The sequence below is a fragment of the Arthrobacter sp. NPDC056886 genome, from assembly GCF_042788715.1.
Lineage (GTDB): Bacteria > Actinomycetota > Actinomycetes > Actinomycetales > Micrococcaceae > Arthrobacter.
In genome coordinates, this window is record NZ_JBHUBT010000007.1 from 106,863 (window position 1) to 123,290 (window position 16,428).

15 protein-coding genes are annotated in these 16,428 nt (G+C 65.5%); 6 read left to right on the top strand and 9 right to left on the bottom strand.

Annotated elements, in window-relative coordinates; translation table 11 throughout:
- Positions 1–34 precede the first annotated feature (34 nt).
- Complete coding sequence (locus ACFRJ8_RS13385; RefSeq protein ID WP_377986652.1) at positions 35–1,078, top strand: Gfo/Idh/MocA family protein; 1,044 nt, start codon at positions 35–37, stop codon at positions 1,076–1,078.
- Positions 1,079–1,155: 77 nt separating this feature from the next.
- Here ACFRJ8_RS13385 and ACFRJ8_RS13390 read toward each other — a convergent pair whose 3' ends face one another.
- Both ACFRJ8_RS13390 and ACFRJ8_RS13395 read right to left on the bottom strand, forming a co-directional pair.
- The gene (locus ACFRJ8_RS13390) at positions 1,156–2,397 is read right to left on the bottom strand and encodes a cytochrome P450 (RefSeq protein WP_377986653.1); all 1,242 of its coding nucleotides are present in this window, start codon (positions 2,395–2,397) and stop codon (positions 1,156–1,158) included.
- Positions 2,394–4,082 (bottom strand): FAD-dependent oxidoreductase, encoded by a 1,689-nt coding sequence (locus ACFRJ8_RS13395; protein ID WP_377986654.1) that lies wholly within the window; start codon positions 4,080–4,082, stop codon positions 2,394–2,396. Before ACFRJ8_RS13395 ends, ACFRJ8_RS13390 begins: the two co-directional genes overlap by 4 nt.
- A gap of 392 nt (positions 4,083–4,474) precedes the next feature.
- Between ACFRJ8_RS13395 and ACFRJ8_RS13400 the strand changes: the two genes are divergently transcribed.
- On the top strand, positions 4,475–4,750 hold the full coding sequence (locus ACFRJ8_RS13400) for a hypothetical protein (protein WP_377986655.1): 276 nt from the start codon (positions 4,475–4,477) through the stop codon (positions 4,748–4,750).
- 72 nt (positions 4,751–4,822) lie between these two features.
- On the opposite strand, the gene ACFRJ8_RS13405 is transcribed toward ACFRJ8_RS13400, so the two are convergent.
- From ACFRJ8_RS13405 to ACFRJ8_RS13420, 4 genes are all read right to left on the bottom strand, one after another.
- Complete coding sequence (locus tag ACFRJ8_RS13405; RefSeq protein WP_377986656.1) at positions 4,823–5,617, bottom strand: hypothetical protein; 795 nt, start codon at positions 5,615–5,617, stop codon at positions 4,823–4,825.
- 147 nt (positions 5,618–5,764) lie between these two features.
- Complete coding sequence (locus tag ACFRJ8_RS13410; RefSeq protein ID WP_377986657.1) at positions 5,765–6,658, bottom strand: potassium channel family protein; 894 nt, start codon at positions 6,656–6,658, stop codon at positions 5,765–5,767.
- A gap of 441 nt (positions 6,659–7,099) precedes the next feature.
- Positions 7,100–8,335, bottom strand: coding sequence for a DUF2382 domain-containing protein (locus tag ACFRJ8_RS13415; protein WP_377986658.1), 1,236 nt, complete (start codon positions 8,333–8,335; stop codon positions 7,100–7,102).
- Positions 8,336–8,584: 249 nt separating this feature from the next.
- Positions 8,585–8,851: a GlsB/YeaQ/YmgE family stress response membrane protein gene (locus tag ACFRJ8_RS13420; protein WP_377986659.1), complete on the bottom strand. Its 267-nt coding sequence runs from the start codon at positions 8,849–8,851 to the stop codon at positions 8,585–8,587.
- Between the two features lie 494 nt (positions 8,852–9,345).
- Here ACFRJ8_RS13420 and ACFRJ8_RS13425 point away from each other — a divergent pair, with 494 nt between their 5' ends.
- From ACFRJ8_RS13425 to ACFRJ8_RS13435, 3 genes are read left to right on the top strand one after another with little or no spacing between them, the layout of a single operon-like run.
- Complete coding sequence (locus tag ACFRJ8_RS13425; protein ID WP_377986660.1) at positions 9,346–9,627, top strand: DUF3311 domain-containing protein; 282 nt, start codon at positions 9,346–9,348, stop codon at positions 9,625–9,627.
- Positions 9,624–11,318, top strand: coding sequence for a monocarboxylate uptake permease MctP (gene mctP, locus ACFRJ8_RS13430; protein WP_377986661.1), 1,695 nt, complete (start codon positions 9,624–9,626; stop codon positions 11,316–11,318). The genes ACFRJ8_RS13425 and mctP overlap by 4 nt, the downstream gene beginning before the upstream one ends.
- A gap of 54 nt (positions 11,319–11,372) precedes the next feature.
- Complete coding sequence (locus ACFRJ8_RS13435) at positions 11,373–11,894, top strand: hypothetical protein (RefSeq protein WP_377986662.1); 522 nt, start codon at positions 11,373–11,375, stop codon at positions 11,892–11,894.
- A 154-nt stretch (positions 11,895–12,048) separates the two neighbouring features.
- Here the strand turns inward: ACFRJ8_RS13435 and ACFRJ8_RS13440 are convergent, their stop codons facing one another.
- Both ACFRJ8_RS13440 and ACFRJ8_RS13445 read right to left on the bottom strand, forming a co-directional pair.
- Positions 12,049–12,510: a hypothetical protein gene (locus ACFRJ8_RS13440; protein ID WP_377986663.1), complete on the bottom strand. Its 462-nt coding sequence runs from the start codon at positions 12,508–12,510 to the stop codon at positions 12,049–12,051.
- A complete protein-coding gene (locus tag ACFRJ8_RS13445; RefSeq protein WP_377986664.1) occupies positions 12,507–15,011 on the bottom strand; it encodes a molybdopterin oxidoreductase family protein in 2,505 nt (834 codons plus the stop codon). Before ACFRJ8_RS13445 ends, ACFRJ8_RS13440 begins: the two co-directional genes overlap by 4 nt.
- Before the next feature lie 132 nt (positions 15,012–15,143).
- On the opposite strand from ACFRJ8_RS13445, the gene ACFRJ8_RS13450 reads away from it, so the two are divergent.
- Positions 15,144–15,377, top strand: a complete 234-nt coding sequence (locus ACFRJ8_RS13450) for a DUF6480 family protein (RefSeq protein ID WP_377986665.1) — start codon at positions 15,144–15,146, stop codon at positions 15,375–15,377.
- Between the two features lie 169 nt (positions 15,378–15,546).
- Here ACFRJ8_RS13450 and ACFRJ8_RS13455 read toward each other — a convergent pair whose 3' ends face one another.
- Positions 15,547–16,428, bottom strand: coding sequence for a LysR family transcriptional regulator (locus tag ACFRJ8_RS13455; RefSeq protein ID WP_377986666.1), 882 nt, complete (start codon positions 16,426–16,428; stop codon positions 15,547–15,549).

Consider the following 16,428-nt stretch of genomic DNA (forward strand, 5'->3'; position numbering starts at 1 on the left):
TGAGAATCGATATCGACACTAAGGCTCACTTAACATGACCGGGAACCGCTCGCTCCCAGCGTCCAGGGTCCCTGCCTCCCGCGACGCACCTGCCCTCCGGTGGGGGATCATGGGCCCGGGCTGGATTGCGGAACGCTTCACGGAATCCGTCCAGGCGCACACCTCGCAGGTGATTGCCGCGATCGGATCCCGCTCGCTGGACCGTTCGGAAATGTTTGCCGGACGGCACGGCATTCCTGCAGCGTTTGGCAGCTATGAGGAGCTGGTCGACTCCGACGTCGACATCATCTATGTGGCCACGCCGCACAACTTCCACTACGAAGCTGCCCTCATGGCGCTCGACGCCGGCAAGCACGTCCTGATCGAGAAGCCGATCGGCATTAACCGCGAACAGGCGGCAGCTATCGCCAGCCGGGCAGCCGCGGCCGGCCTGTTCGCCGCCGAAGCGATGTGGACATTTTTCCTGCCCAAGTTCGACGTCATCAGGCAAGTGCTGGACACCGGAATGCTCGGGGACATCACTACGGTCTTTGCTGAATACGGGGAGTACTTTGACGGCAGCCACCGGATCTTCGACCCGGCCCTGGCAGGTGGGCCACTGCTGGATCTGGGGACCTATCCGCTTTCGCTCATCACGTCCGTCCTCGGCGAACCGGACCGTCTCCTGGCTCTCGGCGAACCGCACGAATCAGGAGTCAACGGCCAGCTTTCAGCTGTCATGTCCTTCGCCGGTGGACGCCAGGCCATGATGAACACCCAATTGCACAATTTCACGCCCACCTCGGCCACCATCGTGGGCACGGTGGCTTCACTGACCATTGACGGTCCGTTCAACATGCCGGGCAACTTCAGCGTCCGTTTCCCGGACGGCACCCGGCTGGCCTATGAGGAGCCGGCCGGAGCGCACTTTGAGGGCCTGCACTACGAGGCTGCCGCCGTCGCCCGGGCCATATCGGCAGGGCAGCTGGAAGTTCCGCAGCGGCCGCTGGCCGAATCGATCCGGACCATGGCCGTCGCTGACGCCATCAGGAACCAGCTCGGAATCGTGTTCCCCGGCGAACGGCCACGGGATCCATAAACCCGCGTGCACTTCCACGCCGCCCCTCGGTCGTCGGCCTCATGCTCTGCTGTGCGCTGATGACTGGTGACGCGTGACTACTGACGAGCGGCGACGCCGTCGATGTCGACCAGGAGATGCGAGGGGCCGCGGAGGAACGGGCTCGGCCGGTACGGGGGCGGATCGGACACCAGCCGCGGGTTCTCCAGCCTGGTGGCGAACGCGGTGAGGGCGATCTGGGCTTCGAGCCGGGCCAGGGGTGCGCCGAAGCAGAGATGGATACCGCCGCCGAAGCCGAGGTGTTGGTTGTTGCGCCGGTCCGGGATGAAGAGGTCTGGGTCGGCGACGTAGGCGGGGTCGCGGTTCCCCGAGGCCAGGACCAAAGTGAGGGAGGCGCCGGCGGGGATGGTGGTGCCGGCGATGTCGATGTCGTCGAGGGCTGTGCGGAAAGGCACGAAATGGACGGGCGGCTCGTAGCGGAGCAATTCCTCGACCATCGGGATGGCGAGACCGGGATCGTTGCGTAGCCGCTGGAGTTCGGCTGGGTGGCGGAGCAACGTCAGTGCGCCGTTGGAGATGAGGTTCACGGTGGTTTCATGTCCGGCGATGAGCAGAAGGAGCCCTGTGCTCACCAGCTGTTCGTCCGGCATGCGGCCTTCCGGGCCGTCATCTGTGGCCATCGCCGAGAGCAGGTCCGGGCCAGGCGTCCGCCTGTGGGCTTCGACCAGTTCTTCCATGAACGTGCGCAGTTCTTTGCCGGCCTCGGCCCTCTTTTCTTGCTGTGTTTCGGGATCGAGTCCGGGATCCGTGGATTGCAGGGCTACGTCCACCCAGACCCGGAAGCGCTGTTCGTCGCCCGGGGGCACCCCAAGTAATTCGCAGATCACCGTGACGGGCAGCGGATACGCCAGATCATCGACGACGTCGATCCGGGACTGGTCCATCATGTTGTCGACCAGGTCGGTGACAATTTCCGCCATCCTCGCCTCCATCCCGGCGACCCTGCCCGGCGTCGTGGGCGGTCCGAAGTGGCGCATGGTGATCCGTCGAAACTTGTCGTGATCGGGAGGATCCATGCTGAGGAAAGTCGGAGTCATGCCCGGGCCGTCCCCGTCTTCTCCGGCAGTGGCGCCCGCAGCCGCGGCAGCCGGGTTGCGGGTGATGTCGGAACTGATCCTCGGGTCGTGCAGCAGGGCGGCGATCTCCGCGTACGTGCTGACGAGGTAGCTTCCGTCCGCGAGGCGTGTCACGGGGGTCCGGCGGAGCTCGTCGTACAGCGGGTAGGGGTTAGCCCGGTTGGAGAAGTCGAGGATCTGCTCCCATGTGCTGGCCTGCGTCATGGCGAAGGCTCCTTCAATCGGGGGGAGGTTTCTTTGGGTCTCCGCGACGGCGTTTCACCGGCCGCGGCGTTCGTCAGCCGGGCGCGGCGTTCATTGGGATCGTGGCCGGTCACAACGACGGTGGCATCCTGAGTGGGGCTGACAGCTGGCTTGAACCCGGCCGGCAGTGGCCGGGCCTGGACTGACTCATCGAGGTGGTGGAATGCCGGCGGGAAAGGCGCGGCCTGCTCGATCAGTGGCTCGTAGAAATCTAGCCACTTGTTCTGGTTGAAGGCGACCGCCGCCACGATGCGGCCTTTGTAGCCATAGACGGCCAGGAATCGGCGCGTGGCCACCGATCCTTGGACGATGGCTACCTCATCGGCCACCGAGGGCACCCCGACGCTCTTGATTTCGGTGCCGAACTGGACGGACCAGAATTTCGGCACCTCCAAGTGAGGCCACCGTTCGGTTTCGCCGCTGACCATGTTGTGTGCCGCGACCTCGGCCTGTGAGATGGCGTTTCCCCAGTGCTCGACGGCGAGGTATTGATAGCCGTACATCGGCTGCGGCGCGCGCGCAATGTCGCCGGCGACAAACACGTCATCGGTGACCAGCCCGTTAGCGTCGAACGCGCGGCAGCCGGCGTCGCAGGCGACGCCCCATACGCCGCACGCCAGGCCGGAATCTGCGAGCCATTCGACATTGCGGACGGAGCCCAGCGCGGCAACCGCCACATCCACCTCAAGAGTTGTGCCGTCGGACAAAATGGCCCGGCGCAGCCGTCCGGTGGCATCACCCTCAAGCGACAGGACGCGGACGCCGCATCGCAGGTCCACGCCGTTCTCGACCTGCAGCTCCCCGGCGACTGCGCCGACCACCCCGCCAAGGGCGGCGACGAGGGGAGCCTGCCCAGCTTCTGCCACCGTGACCGCCAGGCCGAGTTCCCGGCACACGGACGCGACCTCGCACCCGATGAACCCGGCGCCGATGACCAGCACCCGACGCGGACGGCCCGCGAGGTACTGTCGCAGGGCCGCGGCGTCCTCCCGGGTGCGCAATGTCATCACTCCCGCAAGGGCTGCCTCCACCGGGTTAGGCCAGGGGCGGGCCCGCAGGCCGGTGGCGATCAACAGCTTGTCGAAGCCGACCTTGTTGCCGTCGGCGAGGTGGAGCTGCTTCGCAGCCAGATCCAGCCCGGAGGCCGCCATGCCCAGCCGCCAGGTGGCGCGGATGTCCCGGTGGCGGGGCAGTGAGGTGTCTTCCAAAGGCACCGTCCCGGCCAAGACCTGTTTGGACAGCGGAGGCCGGTCGTAGGGCTCGTGCGGCTCCTCGCCGACCAAAGTCAGCGATCCGGTGAACCCTTCGTCGCGCAACCGCTCCGCCGCGCGCAGCCCCGCCATCGATGCCCCCACGATGACGATCCGTCCAGTTCTCTTGAAAGAGCCCCCGCCGTCTTCGGCAGGAGCAGCCGTCGCGGGTGCCGTGGCCGGATGCGGCGATCCGTCCTGCCCGTCCGGCTGTTCGAGCCGGATGGCCTGAACCGGACAGGCAGCGGCGGCCCGCCGAATCCCGGTCAGATGCGCCCCGTCAGGGTGCGGATCATAGGTCAGCGCCTCGTCGCCCTGGATCGTGAAGACGTCCGGGGCGAGGAAGGCGCACTGGGCGTAGCCCTGGCATTTGGTGAGATCGACGAGGATCCTCATGCCGATTTTCTCCCTCTAGCGGGCTCGCGCCGGCCGTCGGCCAACCAGCCGGCGCCTCTTCCGATCCAACCGGGCCGGTCAGAACTTCCGATCCCCCTAAGCCGGGCCGCGGAACGGGGCCTGCACTCGATTTGATTTGAAGAGTGTAGGCCCCACGGACACGCGGCGGAAGAGGCCTGCGACCGGACAGGCGGGGCCCGGACTGCGGCTGAATCCGGTCGCGAACGCTCACGCAAGATGGACTCCGACTACGCGGGGAGCAGCTGCTCAACGGCGGGAATTCCTGCGCCGTGATGCTGGACTCCCTGGCTGCTTTGGGGGAATAACGGTCGCTTCAGAGGTCTTGTTCAGACTGGGGCGTCGATGACCGGCTGCCTCGTGAAAGGACCTCCTTGCCCACTCCCTTTATCCCGTTCACCATGCGCGCCACAGTCCGCGAAGACCACAAGCGTTCCTTCCGCACGGACATAGAACGTCTTACCGGCGGCCATCGTGGCTGGGCGCCGCTGGACGTCGTCAAGTCCACTAACACCCAGGCGGTGCTGCGTGGAGCGATCGCGCAAAGCGTTCATACGGCCACCGACGCGAGCCTTGCCCGCTATCTCCAGGACCGCTTTGTCACCGATAACGACATTCATCTGGATCTCACTGTCTGCATCGGGCGCTAACAGACGCGCTGGAAAGCCCCGGACCAGGCTGGTCCGGGGCTTTTCCTTGTGATCGACAGGGCGCCGCTTTGTTCATTCCTCCTTCGTGCCGGTGTCGAAGGGCTTGCCTGCGGCCGGGGGCTCGCCTGCCGCGAGGCGGTCGGACTCCCGAGCCCCGACTTCGGACTGGGCTCCGCCGGATCCGGCTTCGGCAGCTGAAGGTCCAGGCGGTATGGCCCCGGTTGTAGTTGCGGAGCCGGTCCCGGTCCGCTGCCCCTCGGTCATGGCGGGGTCGTTGAACACTTGCTCGACGGGCGCTTCGCCCGTTTTGGCCCGTTCCGGATGCGAGTGATCCCCCTCCGCCGCGGTGCCCCGCTCCGCGACGTCGACCGCCTCTCCCACGTCTGCGCCGCTGCGGGAGTCATCGGCCTGGACGTCCGCACCAGACGAGGCGCGCGCGGCCTGCGATGCAGCGTCGTGGCCACCGTGCCGCTCGGTCATCGGCTCATCGTTGCGCGTACCAGTTCCGGCCTTGCGCAAGGGATCCACGGTCCCGTCCGCACCGTAATCACCCTGGGCGTACTGTCCGATTTCCGACGCCGCCGTACGTCCCGGAGCCGCACCAGCCTCGCCATAGTCGGCCGCCACGTACCGTCCGGAGTCTTTGGCCTGGTCGCCCAAGGGTTCGGGCAGACCGCCCTCGCTGCCGGCCGCACCGTAGTCACCTTGGATGTATTGGCCTTCCTCGTCCTCCGCGCGGCGACCTCGCTGGACCCCGGCCTTGCCGTAGGTGCCTTCGACATACCGGCCCCGGAGCTCCCGTTCTTCAGGTTTCCTTTCCGCGGGCGCCTGGTCCGCGGGCAATTCAGAGTCGCTGCGGTCTGTCATGATCCTGCCCTCCCGAGACGAATTCATGCGTCTAGTCCGGCGCAATTTAAGTCTAGCCAGAGCCTCTGCACCACGATAGGGCGGAGTCGGCGTCGCCGAGCGGTCCGGGAAGTGCAGCTGTCTAGCGGAAAGGCATTTTCCGGGTGGTTAGTCCCCGGCGCGAGCATGTTCCTGACGGTGCCTGTGGTGCAATGCGTAACTGTCAAACACTGCCGAGGACGTTTCGCCGGAGTGACCAAACTTGCCGCGGAGGACTGCGGCCAGGTCCTCTAAGGACGCGTGAAGCATTCGCCCGGCGAAACTGAGTTCCGTGTTCTCACTGAGCTTCGCCTCGGATGCCAGGTCCTGGGCATAAGCAACTGTGGCTGCCAGCGAACTCCTCTGTTCGACTTCCCGGAAATAGTAGCTTTCACGTAAGGAACTCAAGTCGACACTGACTGTAGCGACACTGCTCGCCAGCGATTCGATCAACGCCGCAGAATGAGTCGGGTCAAGTCCGGCTATGCCTTCACGTCCGCCCGCTTCCCTCATCAGATTGAGCTGGTGAGCAAGGGTCCGACGGCGGGTCAGGGCGGGGAAAAGTTGCAGGAACCATGACACTGTGGCCGTTAGCAACGCGAATCCGGTGATGGACTGCAGGCCCGCCAATATCCGGAGGAACGGAGGTCCGGCCACTATTTCCCCGTAGCCCACGGTGGAAAGACTGCCCATTGAGATGTAGACGGCTTCGGCAAAATCCCCTTGCTGCGGCACGCCTTCTCCGTAGACGAACCCTCCAGGCAGGTGAGGCAGGTAGATCAAAGCCCATCCCAGAATTGCGAGCCCCGTCCAAGCTGCAATTACTGCGACCAAAGACACGGGAGCCGACAATGTCCCGGCTCTGCCTCTAAAGCTCCTCGTTAGAAGCCAGAATGCACGCATTATTGTTCTGCAGACCGGGCCGGAACCGTGCGGATACAGAAGGGTGTGGAAGACGTCGGCGAGCATCACCACGATCAGCCCGGCTCCTACCGCAGTCCAAAGCGCATCCACGAAGTCCATGCCTCATCCTATGGCGGGGAAATCCAAGGGCATCTGACCAGGCCGGAAGGGTGTGGCGTCTCCCTGGACGGGTATGCCTCGGCCGAGGGATGGCCGGGCTGGTGGGGTCTGGAGGGGCCGGAATACAGCTGCTCGAGTACGTTCCCACCGTGCTCAGCTTTTCCGCCGGGCACCGGTCCGGGATGAGTCCCCCCCGTGGCGATCCTTCGGTCCAGTGCGCAGAGGTTGAGGCCGCGCCACTGCAGTCCCAAATGTTGTGGGTTCGCCTGCACGGTGGTGTGGGTGCACGGTGGTGTGGGTAGCGGCGTCGCAGCCTTGGCCGGAAGGTTCTCCACACCAGGGCAGGCGGAGCAACGCGACGGGATCCATAGCCTTCCGGCGTTCAGACGCCGGGGCAAGGGCGACAGGCTCCTAGCCCCGGCTTTTGATGGTTCGGCGGGTTTAGCCGCGGCCCTCTTCGGGTCCGTCGGTGTCGATGTGTTCCTTGCGGACTTTCTCCTTGATGGTGACATCCTCGGTGACCGTTTCGGTACCGATGTGGACCCGCTCGACCGGGACGGTCTCCTTGGTAACTATGATTCGTTCCTCGTGGAGGATCACGTCGTGCTCGTCGTCTTTGTCCGGACGGTTCGACGCCTCGTCACGGTTTTCCTCCGTGATTGGCTCCCGCTCGATTCGGACTTCTTCGCGCTGTACCGGAACCGTCTTGGTGACCTCTTCCGTAGTGATGTATTTGCGCAGGCGTCCACGGCCGGTGGCGGCGGCTGCGCCGGTGTCTCGTTGTGCGGTGCCTCGTCGTTCGGTGTCTCGTGGTGCTGTAGTGCCGGCGCCCGCAGCGGTGGGTGCTTGGGTGCGGTCCGCAGCGGCGGTGTCTCGTTGTGCGGTGGTGTCGCCCACGCCGGCGGCAGCGGCGGTCGCGGCGACGGTGGGTGCTGCGCTGCGGTCTGGTGCGGCGGCGTCTCGTTGTTCGGTGGGAGCGGTGGTGTCGCCTCCGGGAGTGCCGGCTGCGGCGGGTGCGGCGGTGCGGTCTGGTGCGGCGGTGTCTCGTTGTTCGGTGGGAGCGGTGGGAGCGGTGGTGTCGCCTCCGGGAGTGCCGGCTGCGGCGGGTGCGGCGGTGCGGTCTGGTGCGGCGGTGCGGTCTGGTGCGGCGGTCTCTCGTTGTTCGGTGGGTGCGGTGGTGCGGTCTGGTGCGGTGGTGTCGTATCCGGCAGCGGTGACGGGTGCGGCGGTGCGGTCCGGCGCGGCGGTGTCCCGTTGTTCCGTTGGGGCGGTGGTGCCCGTGGCGGCGGGTGCGCCGTTACGCTCTGGCCCTGGCCCGGATCCTGCTGTATCTGTAGTCGCTTCGGTGTAGGCGCGTCCGGTGTCGAGCTGATAGTGCTGGTAGAGCCGGTCTTCCTCGGCAGGCTCCAGGGGCCGATCGGCGTCGATTCTTGGCGCGTCCTTGACGTGGTCCTTGCTGTAGGGAACGACGATGTCATTACCCTCGGTTCGGGCTCCTTCCAGGGGTACGAAGGATTCGGACATTCCGAATAATCCCGTCCTGACGGTTACCCAGCTCGGCTGTCCGTCTACGTTGTCCACGAAGACTTGGCCGATGGCGCCGATCTTTTCTCCGTCCTCTGAAAGAACATTTGCGCCTTGGTTGAGCAGACGATCAATTTGTTCGGTGGTGAACATGACGTTTCCTTGGATCTCATAGGTTTGGAATAGTGCGTCTGATCGGGGAACTCCCGATGGAGTACCTGACCGATACTGGGCAGCGTCCATCGATGCTGACCAGTGCTTCGAAGGCGTCCGCGGGGCTGGGAATTGCCCGGAGCGAAATGGGCAGCTCGGGGAGCGCAGGGTCGGGCTCTTTGCTGGGGTTCTTATGCAGCCCGCCAGCAATTCCCCGAACGCCCACCAGGCGGCCTTGGCCGGTGGCCTCTAGGCCCTGCTTCTGCGGCCGGCAACGGCGCCATAGATCAGGAGCACAACAACGGCCCCGAGGATCGAGAGGAGCCAGGTCCGCAGGTCGAAGAAGTCAGCGAGGCCTCCGCCGAAGATCAATGAACCTATCCAGCCCCCGAGGATGGCGCCCACGACGCCGATAACGAGTGTGATCACCCAGCCGCCTCCCTGCCGGCCGGGAAGGATCGCCTTGGCGATAGCTCCTGCGATAAGGCCGAGAATGAGGAACGCAAGAATTCCCATGACTGTCCGTCCTTTCGGTTGCCGGTCGTGGAATGCGGCCGTTATCAAGATCTAATCAGCATGCTTAGTAGCGCGCAATACCTCGTGGGCGGGGGGCCCGTCAGTGCTCAAAATCTGCCGGTAGTGGCCTCACAGATCAGGCGGGAACGTTGGAACTCAGCCGAGCCACCCCCTCTATGCCAGGCGGACCTGCGCGGTGGCGGACAAGGCCAAACCCTAGCTGAGCGTTGGTAGTTGGCGGATCGAATTCAGCTCGTGCCGACGGCCTGAAGTACGGGGTGGGGAGATTGTCTGCGCAACGATCCTGAATTGCCGACGCCGCCGCTGCTGATGCCATTGCTCCTGGCCGTCAGAGGCGGGCGTATTTGCCCTGTTGGAGAATAAATCCAGTGTCTATCCTGTGTGTATTGACCGCTGCGACACGCGGTCTACAGACCGCCGGCACGTCCCGGGAAGCCCTCCCGCTCCGGCGCCGTCTCGATGAGGAGGCGTCGATGTCCAGTCCTGATGTGCCGACACGCGGGCCGGCCAGACCCGGTCCATACATCATCACAGGAATCCTGTTGACCATCGCCGTTGTGGTTCCGTTGTATGTGCCCGCGTACTCCATGGATGAGCCGCGCTTGGCTGGTATGCCGTTCTTCTACTGGTATCAGATGATGTGGATCCCGATCACCTCGGCCCTCGTCGGGATCTCCTATTGGCTGGTCGGCAAGGAGGACCGCCGCCGCCGCGATTCCGTGCGCGTCGCAACCAACCCCGAGGAGGGGAAATGAGCGTGGCCGCCGCGCCGCTGGCCGCTCCGGACCGGCCCATCAGCGGCGTGGCGCTCGCCATTGTGATCATTCTCTTCGTCCTGGTGGCGGCCTTGGGGTTCATTGCTGCGCGGTGGCGCCGGAATGAGCGGACTGGGCTGCACAGCCTTGACGAGTGGGGCCTCGGCGGCCGCGGTTTTGGGACCTGGGTAACCTGGTTCCTTCTGGGCGGCGACCTCTACACGGCCTATACTTTCGTGGCCGTTCCGGCTGCGATGTGGGCCACTGGAGCCGTGAGCGGCTTCTTCGCGGTGCCTTACACGATCGTTTTGTACCCCATCGTGTTCCTCCTGATGAGCCGGTTGTGGTCCGTCTCGCACAGGCATGGGTTCGTCACACCGGCGGACTTCATTGGCGGCCGCTATGGTAGCACGGCGCTCACCCTGGCCGTCGCCGTTACCGGCATCGTCGCAACCATGCCCTACATCGCGCTGCAGCTGGTCGGCATCAAGGCCGTGCTCACCGTACTGGGCTTGGGCAGTTCAGAGAACGTGCTGCTAACGGACCTGCCGCTGATCATCGCATTCGTGGTCTTGGCCGCCTACACCTATACGTCGGGCCTGCGGGCCCCGGCCCTGATCGCCGTCGTGAAAGATCTGCTGATCTACCTGGCGGTGATCGTCGCGGTAATCTACCTGCCGATCAAGTTCGGGGGCTGGGGCCCCATCTTCGATTCCGCCGAGGCCAAAATGGGTGCGACCAACCCGGCCACCGGCAAACCCAATGGAATATTCATTCCTGGCGCCGCCAGCTACTCCGCCTACTGGACGCTGGCTCTGGGCTCGGCCTTGGCGCTGTTCATGTACCCGCACTCGATCACGGGTGTCCTGGCGACCAAGAGCAGGAACACCATCCGCAAGAATGCCGCCGTGCTGCCTCTGTACTCACTGATGCTGGGGTTCCTTGCACTCCTGGGCTACGTAGCCATCTACGCCGGTACCAACCCCATCGACTTGAACGGCGCCATCAACCCCCAACTGGTAGTGCCGCAGCTGTTCTTGGATAGCTTCCCCGAATGGTTTGCCGGTATCGCCCTCGCCGCCATTGCCATCGGTGCACTTGTCCCGGCAGCGATCATGTCAATAGCCGCCGCGAATCTGTTTACCCGCAACATCTACCGCGATCTGATCAGGCCGGACGCCACACCCCGGCAGGAAGCAAAAGTCTCCAAGATCGCCTCGCTCGTGGTGAAATTCGGTGCACTGGTATTCGTCATTGCCATGGACCAGTCGGCAGCAATCAACATGCAGCTCCTTGGCGGTATCTGGATCCTGCAGACTTTCCCGGCGATCGTGGCCGGGCTCTACACTCGCTGGTTTCACCGGTGGGCCCTCTTCGGCGGCTGGGCAGCAGGGATCATCTACGGCACTATCGCCGCCTACAACGTGGTCAACCCCGTCACGAAAGCCAACTTTGGTGGCTCCATTGCGGCCATCCCCGGTACCGACATACAGGTCTACATCGCCGTCGTCGCATTTGCGATAAACCTGATCGTTGCCGCCGGACTCACTCTGATCTTCCGAGCCATGAAGCTCCCCGGCGGGAAGGACATCACTCGCAGCTCGGACTACGGCGCAGACGAGAACGATCCGAAGGTCGCCCAGCTCCAGCGCGAGCACCCGCTCGCTGAACCCGGCGCCCCCTCGTTCTAGGTCACTGGGGACCCGAGACCGTACAGGAGGCCGAGGGACGAAAGGTATAGGACCATGAACGCCAGACAGCACGGCAAGGACACAACCGGGGAGAGCTCCTTGGCCGCGTACTTGCACAGTCACCTGATAGCCGCGGCGGCGGGGGAGCGTCTCTTCGAACAGGCTGCCAAGACATGGAAGGACTCGCCACGCGGAAGTATTATCGCGCGGCTCGCGATGGAAGTCAGCGCCGACAAGGCAACCCTTGAGGGCATCACGGAGGAGCTCGGCTTAGGCATCCCGGCCTACAAAAAGCCGTTCGCGTGGACAGGGGCGTACCTCGCTTCCCTTGGTCCGCTCAATCCGCTCCATGCCAGGACCGGCGCGGCCGAACAGCTGGAACTCGAAGCGCTGATCAGCGCCGTCACCGGCAAGTCGCTGCTCTGGAAGACCTTGGGCCTTCTGTCCCGCACGGACCAGCGCGTCGGACAGGAGCTGGCGGCGAATCTGCTGGACCGGGCAACGGCACAGCTCCGCGAACTCGAGGGTCTGCTCTTGGAAACCGCGGCGGGACGGTTCACCGACCCCGGTCAGTGAGATTTTGATGTTCGCCGGCGATCCTTTGATCTGAGGACCGGGTGATGGGCCAGTTCATTAAGGGGGCGGAAGAGCCGGCCAGGCCGCCTTCGAAGACGGGTGTGAGTCCGTTCGGGACATGTTCCCGGTGTTGCTGTGATCTCTTTCGATGGCCTCAGCGTGCTGCGACAAGGGCCTGGGGTGCGGCCTGTTTCATCCGCGTTTGGAGCCAGCGCAGCTGGGTGGCCGTTTCGGCGTCGCATGTCTCCACGACGGCGAGTAGCTCTTTATCGCGCAGCGCGGACCCGGCCTGCTTGACCATCGTCCAGGTGACATCGACGAAGCTGGCCAGCAGGTAGAGGTCCTGCAGGTCGCGCAGGAGACCGACGGGACCGTTCCGGGTCGTGTTCAGGCCCTCGGCGTGAAGCCGTTCGGGCTCGTTGTCAGAGCTGTTTTCGCCGTAGCGCTGCACGACGGGCCCGAGGAGTTCCCCGTGCCGGTCGCACTGGGCGGCCAGGGTGCGGCAGAGGAAGTGAACATCTGGCTCGGCCCCGTGGCCCTCCGCCACCTGACGGAAGGAATCGGCGAGCGTGTTCTCGGCCTGACGGAGCATGCCCAGATAGATGTTAAGGTTCATGGCCGGCCACCCTCCGTGGTGTTTCTGATCGCGTCGGGGAACCGGGGTGCCGGTTCGGTGTCCGTTGTTTCCGTGGCTTGGGCCCCGTCGCCGCCGGCCGTGGCCGGGACCGGCGCGGTGCCAATCGCCGAGACGGGCCGGGACGCCGCGGTGGTCGGGGCCGGCGCCGGTCCGGTGGCATCGCCGATCTTCTCCACAGTCACAGCCGCGTTCTTGAACATCGGCTGCTTGGATACGGGGTCCCATTCGGTCAGGGTCAGTTCATTCGCGGCCGTCGGGTGGGTACCCGGGCGGCCGCCGGTGTCCCAGTAGCCGTAATGGAACGGGGCGAACACCGTGCCGGGCGCAATGCCGCTGACTCGTGCGGGGACCTCGATCCGGCCCCGGCGGGAGGTGACCCGGACCAGATCGCCTTCGGAAATGCCGAGCCGGTCCGCGTCCTCCGTGGCCAGTTCAACCCAGGCCCGCGGCGCCGCGTCAGACAGGGGCCGCGAACGGCCCGTTTTGGTGCGGGTGTGGAAGTGGTACACCGTGCGCCCGGTCGTATACCGGAGCGGGTAGTCCTCGTCGGGTTCCTCGTGCGGCGGGTGGAACGGGGCGGTCTTGAACAGTGCCCGCCCTCCAGCGTCCTGGGCGCGGAAGGCCTGGGCTCCCACCGTTGCGCCGGTGAGCAGGTCATGGCCGTAACTTTCGCAGTAATCCGGGTCGGTGGGGAAGACGCCGTCCCCGTACAGGCGGTCCGTTCCGCGGGGGTGGTCCTCGTTGCACGGCCAGGGGATGCCACTGCCGCCCCGCAGCCTGTCGTAAGTGATGCCGGTGTAGTCGCACGGGCGTCCGCGGGAGCAGTCCTTCCAGGCCTCGAACGCCTCCTCGGGCCCGGTCCAGTCCAGCAGCGGCCCCCCGTTCAGCGTCGTGAAATCCATTCTGCGCGCGTAGTCGAGGAAAATGTCCAAGTCGCTGCGGGCCTGACCTGGAGGGTCAACTGCTTTGTCAGAGAGGTGCACGATGCGGTTGACGTTGGTGAACGTCCCGGTCTTTTCGCCCCATCCGGCTGCCGGAAGCACCACGTCCGCGTACTGTGCCGTTTCTGTGAGGTAGAGGTCCTGGACGACGAGGAAGAGGTCGGGTTTGGCGAGGATGTCCCGGATCCGGGGAAGTTCGGGCATGGACACCGCCGGGTTAGTCGCCGAGATCCACAGAAAGTCGATCGAGCCCTGTTCGGCGTACCGGAAGATCTGCATGGCATGGGTTGGCGGCGCCCAGTGCGGGATGGTCATCGGATCCACGTTCCAGAGCCGGGCCAGTTCCTGTATGTGGTCCGGGTTCTCCCAGTTGCGGAATCCGGGCAGGTCCCCGTCCGCGCCGCATTCCCTGTTGTTCTGTGCCGTGGGCTGGCCGTTCATTTGGAGGACCCCGCGCCCCGGGGCGCCGAGCATCCCGCGCAGCAGGTGCAGGTTGTTGACCTGGCACGACGCCGCCGTCGCCTGCGAGGACTGGTAGAAGCCCTGCAGCACGGTGGACACGATCCGGTCGGAGGTGCCGAAGATCCGCGCTGCGTCCCTGATGTCCGACGCCGGGACACCGCAGGCGGCGGCAGCCGCCTCAACCGTCCACGGCTCCACCACCTTCCGGAGAGCGTCCAGGCCCAACGTGTGGTCGCGGACATAGCCGGCATCATCCCAGCCCTGGGCCAGCACTTCTCGGACCAGGGCGTGCATGAGGGCAAGATTCGTGCCGGGCCGGATGGCCAGGTGCACGTCGGCGTGGCGTGCGACCTCCGTGTTGCGCGGATCCACGCAGACGATCCGGGGCCGGTCGGGGCCAGCGATCCGGTCCAGGACTCTGGACCAAAGCACCGTTTGTGTCTCGGCCATGTTGTGGCCATAGAGAAAGATTGCGTCGCAGCTGTCGATGTCGGTATAGGATCCGGGCTGGCCGTCGGCGCCGAACGACTCCTTCATGGCCGCCGCCGCGGTAGCGGTGCACAATCGGGTGTTTCCGTCCATGTGCGGCGTGCCGATGCCAGCCTTCCCGATCACGGCCAGCGCGTAGTACTCCTCCAGGAACAGCTGCCCGCTGGTGTAGAAGCCATGGCTGAGCGGGCCGCGTTCCGCCAACAGGTGCCTGCTCCGGTCCACTATCCGGCGCATCGCAGTGTCCCAGTCGCATTCGACCAGTTGCCCGTTCTCGCGGACCAGGGGACTCGTCAGGCGGTCCTTGTTGGACACACCCTCCCGGCTGGCGAAGAGCCCCTTTGGTCCGAGCCTGCCATGATTGACCAGATCCTGCGCCCGGCCGCGGATCCCGACCATCGCGCCATCCTTGACGGCGATGTCGCAGGCGCATCCGTTGCTGCAGAGGACGCAGGCGGACTGCACCCACCGGTCAACGTCGCCCTCCGCGATGCCGTCGTCCAGGACCTGGTCCACCCGGACCGGCCACAGGCCGTCCCGGGCGTAAGCGGTCCGGGTTCCCCAAATGTTGGCTATTCGGTCGACCATCTCGCTCCTTCTTTGCCTCAGGCCACCGCAGCCGTCATGCTGCTTAGCATCCGAGTCCCGGCCTTGACGGTTCCAGAATTATCAGCATGCTTACAATTAGTCCAGAGTCACTACCCGAGGGAAGGCAAAACCATGAGCACGTATCATCCCGAAAATGACCCGGCCAACCCGGATCCTCCCGGGAAGGCGGACAACGCGGAGCAGTCGGACCAGCGCGGTGACCGGTCCTCCGATCCCGCTGCCTCGGCCAACCCGGATCCGCTCAGCGGCAAGATCACTGGGCTGGAGCCAGGCGGGGGAGTGCCCCCGGGAGAGACGCCCCCGGCCGAGGATCAGATGAGCGGGGATCAGGGCCACGACGAATAGGCCCGCCCCGCTTCCGGTCAGCCATGGCCGCGGCCCTGCGATGGATCCGCGGGCACCGGGCGGCCCTGCCTCGAGCACTACGCCGCTGCACCCCCGAAAGCTTCGGCCCTTACCGGACCTTCTGCGGAACCTGGGCCGCACCCCTTGAACCCGCGGTCTCCACAAGGTTCTAGTCCGCCGCGAGGTCCGGCGGCACTTCGTTCACCATGAACTTCACGAACGCCGGCACGGCCGCGTGGGACACCGGCTCCAGCCATGCCAGCGAAACGGTGACCGGCGGGGCGTCGACGAGCGGACGGTAAATGACCTCAGGGTGCTGATAGGTTTCCGCAGTAGAGCTGCCGCTGACGCCAATGCCACGGCCGGAGGCGATCGCCAGCAGCCAGTCGTCAGTATTGTCCGTGGCCACCGTGTGCTTCGGGCGCATCCCCGCCGGCCACAGGTCCAGCCGTGTGAGCCCGGTGAGCGTATTGACGACTAGAACGTCGTGAAACAGGTCAGCCAGACGCACCTCGTCGCGGCCGGCCAGCTCGTGGTCGGCAGGCAGGACAGCGAAGCGGGGCTCCTCGGCCAGTTCGCATTGCCGCATGCCGGCCGGGCCCCCGGCCACGGGTGGTTCCCCGCGGATCAGGGCGACGTCGGCACGCCCGGCGGCTAGACCGCCGAAACGGTCATCCACGCGTCGCAACTCCACCGGCGTCCCTGGGTGCAGTTCGCGCCAGCGGCGTAGCAGGGGTCCAGTCCGGCGGCCGAGGGCCGACCACGGATACCCCAGCAGCAACGGCCGGACAGGTATCCCAGCGGGGTCCAGTGCCGCGTCGAGGGCGGCGATCGCGGCGGCGGCGCGCGGACGCAGCGCCTCCCCGGCGGGAGTGATGGCCACGTGTTGGGTCGAGCGGTCAAAGAGTTTGGCGCCCAGGTGCGCCTCGAGTTGCCGCAGCGTCCGGGACAGCGCCGGCTGGCTGACCCGCAACACAGCCGCAGCGGAACTGAATCCGCCTTCTTCGGCGATTGCCAGGAATGCCCTCAAATGTCGCGCCTCAACGCTCAT

What these genes read in the sequence shown, in the direction of transcription:
- ACFRJ8_RS13385 (WP_377986652.1), top strand. Translation starts at nt 35, where the DNA reads ATGACCGGGAACCGCTCGCTCCCAGCGTCCAGGGTCCCTGCCTCCCGC.
- ACFRJ8_RS13390 (WP_377986653.1), bottom strand. Translation starts at nt 2,397, where the DNA reads ATGACGCAGGCCAGCACATGGGAGCAGATCCTCGACTTCTCCAACCGG.
- ACFRJ8_RS13395 (WP_377986654.1), bottom strand. Translation starts at nt 4,082, where the DNA reads ATGAGGATCCTCGTCGATCTCACCAAATGCCAGGGCTACGCCCAGTGC.
- ACFRJ8_RS13405 (WP_377986656.1), bottom strand. Translation starts at nt 5,617, where the DNA reads ATGACAGACCGCAGCGACTCTGAATTGCCCGCGGACCAGGCGCCCGCG.
- ACFRJ8_RS13410 (WP_377986657.1), bottom strand. Translation starts at nt 6,658, where the DNA reads ATGGACTTCGTGGATGCGCTTTGGACTGCGGTAGGAGCCGGGCTGATC.
- ACFRJ8_RS13415 (WP_377986658.1), bottom strand. Translation starts at nt 8,335, where the DNA reads ATGTTCACCACCGAACAAATTGATCGTCTGCTCAACCAAGGCGCAAAT.
- ACFRJ8_RS13420 (WP_377986659.1), bottom strand. Translation starts at nt 8,851, where the DNA reads ATGGGAATTCTTGCGTTCCTCATTCTCGGCCTTATCGCAGGAGCTATC.
- ACFRJ8_RS13425 (WP_377986660.1), top strand. Translation starts at nt 9,346, where the DNA reads ATGTCCAGTCCTGATGTGCCGACACGCGGGCCGGCCAGACCCGGTCCA.
- mctP (WP_377986661.1), top strand. Translation starts at nt 9,624, where the DNA reads ATGAGCGTGGCCGCCGCGCCGCTGGCCGCTCCGGACCGGCCCATCAGC.
- ACFRJ8_RS13435 (WP_377986662.1), top strand. Translation starts at nt 11,373, where the DNA reads ATGAACGCCAGACAGCACGGCAAGGACACAACCGGGGAGAGCTCCTTG.
- ACFRJ8_RS13440 (WP_377986663.1), bottom strand. Translation starts at nt 12,510, where the DNA reads ATGAACCTTAACATCTATCTGGGCATGCTCCGTCAGGCCGAGAACACG.
- ACFRJ8_RS13445 (WP_377986664.1), bottom strand. Translation starts at nt 15,011, where the DNA reads ATGGTCGACCGAATAGCCAACATTTGGGGAACCCGGACCGCTTACGCC.
- ACFRJ8_RS13450 (WP_377986665.1), top strand. Translation starts at nt 15,144, where the DNA reads ATGAGCACGTATCATCCCGAAAATGACCCGGCCAACCCGGATCCTCCC.
- ACFRJ8_RS13455 (WP_377986666.1), bottom strand. Translation starts at nt 16,428, where the DNA reads ATGAGCGTTGAGGCGCGACATTTGAGGGCATTCCTGGCAATCGCCGAA.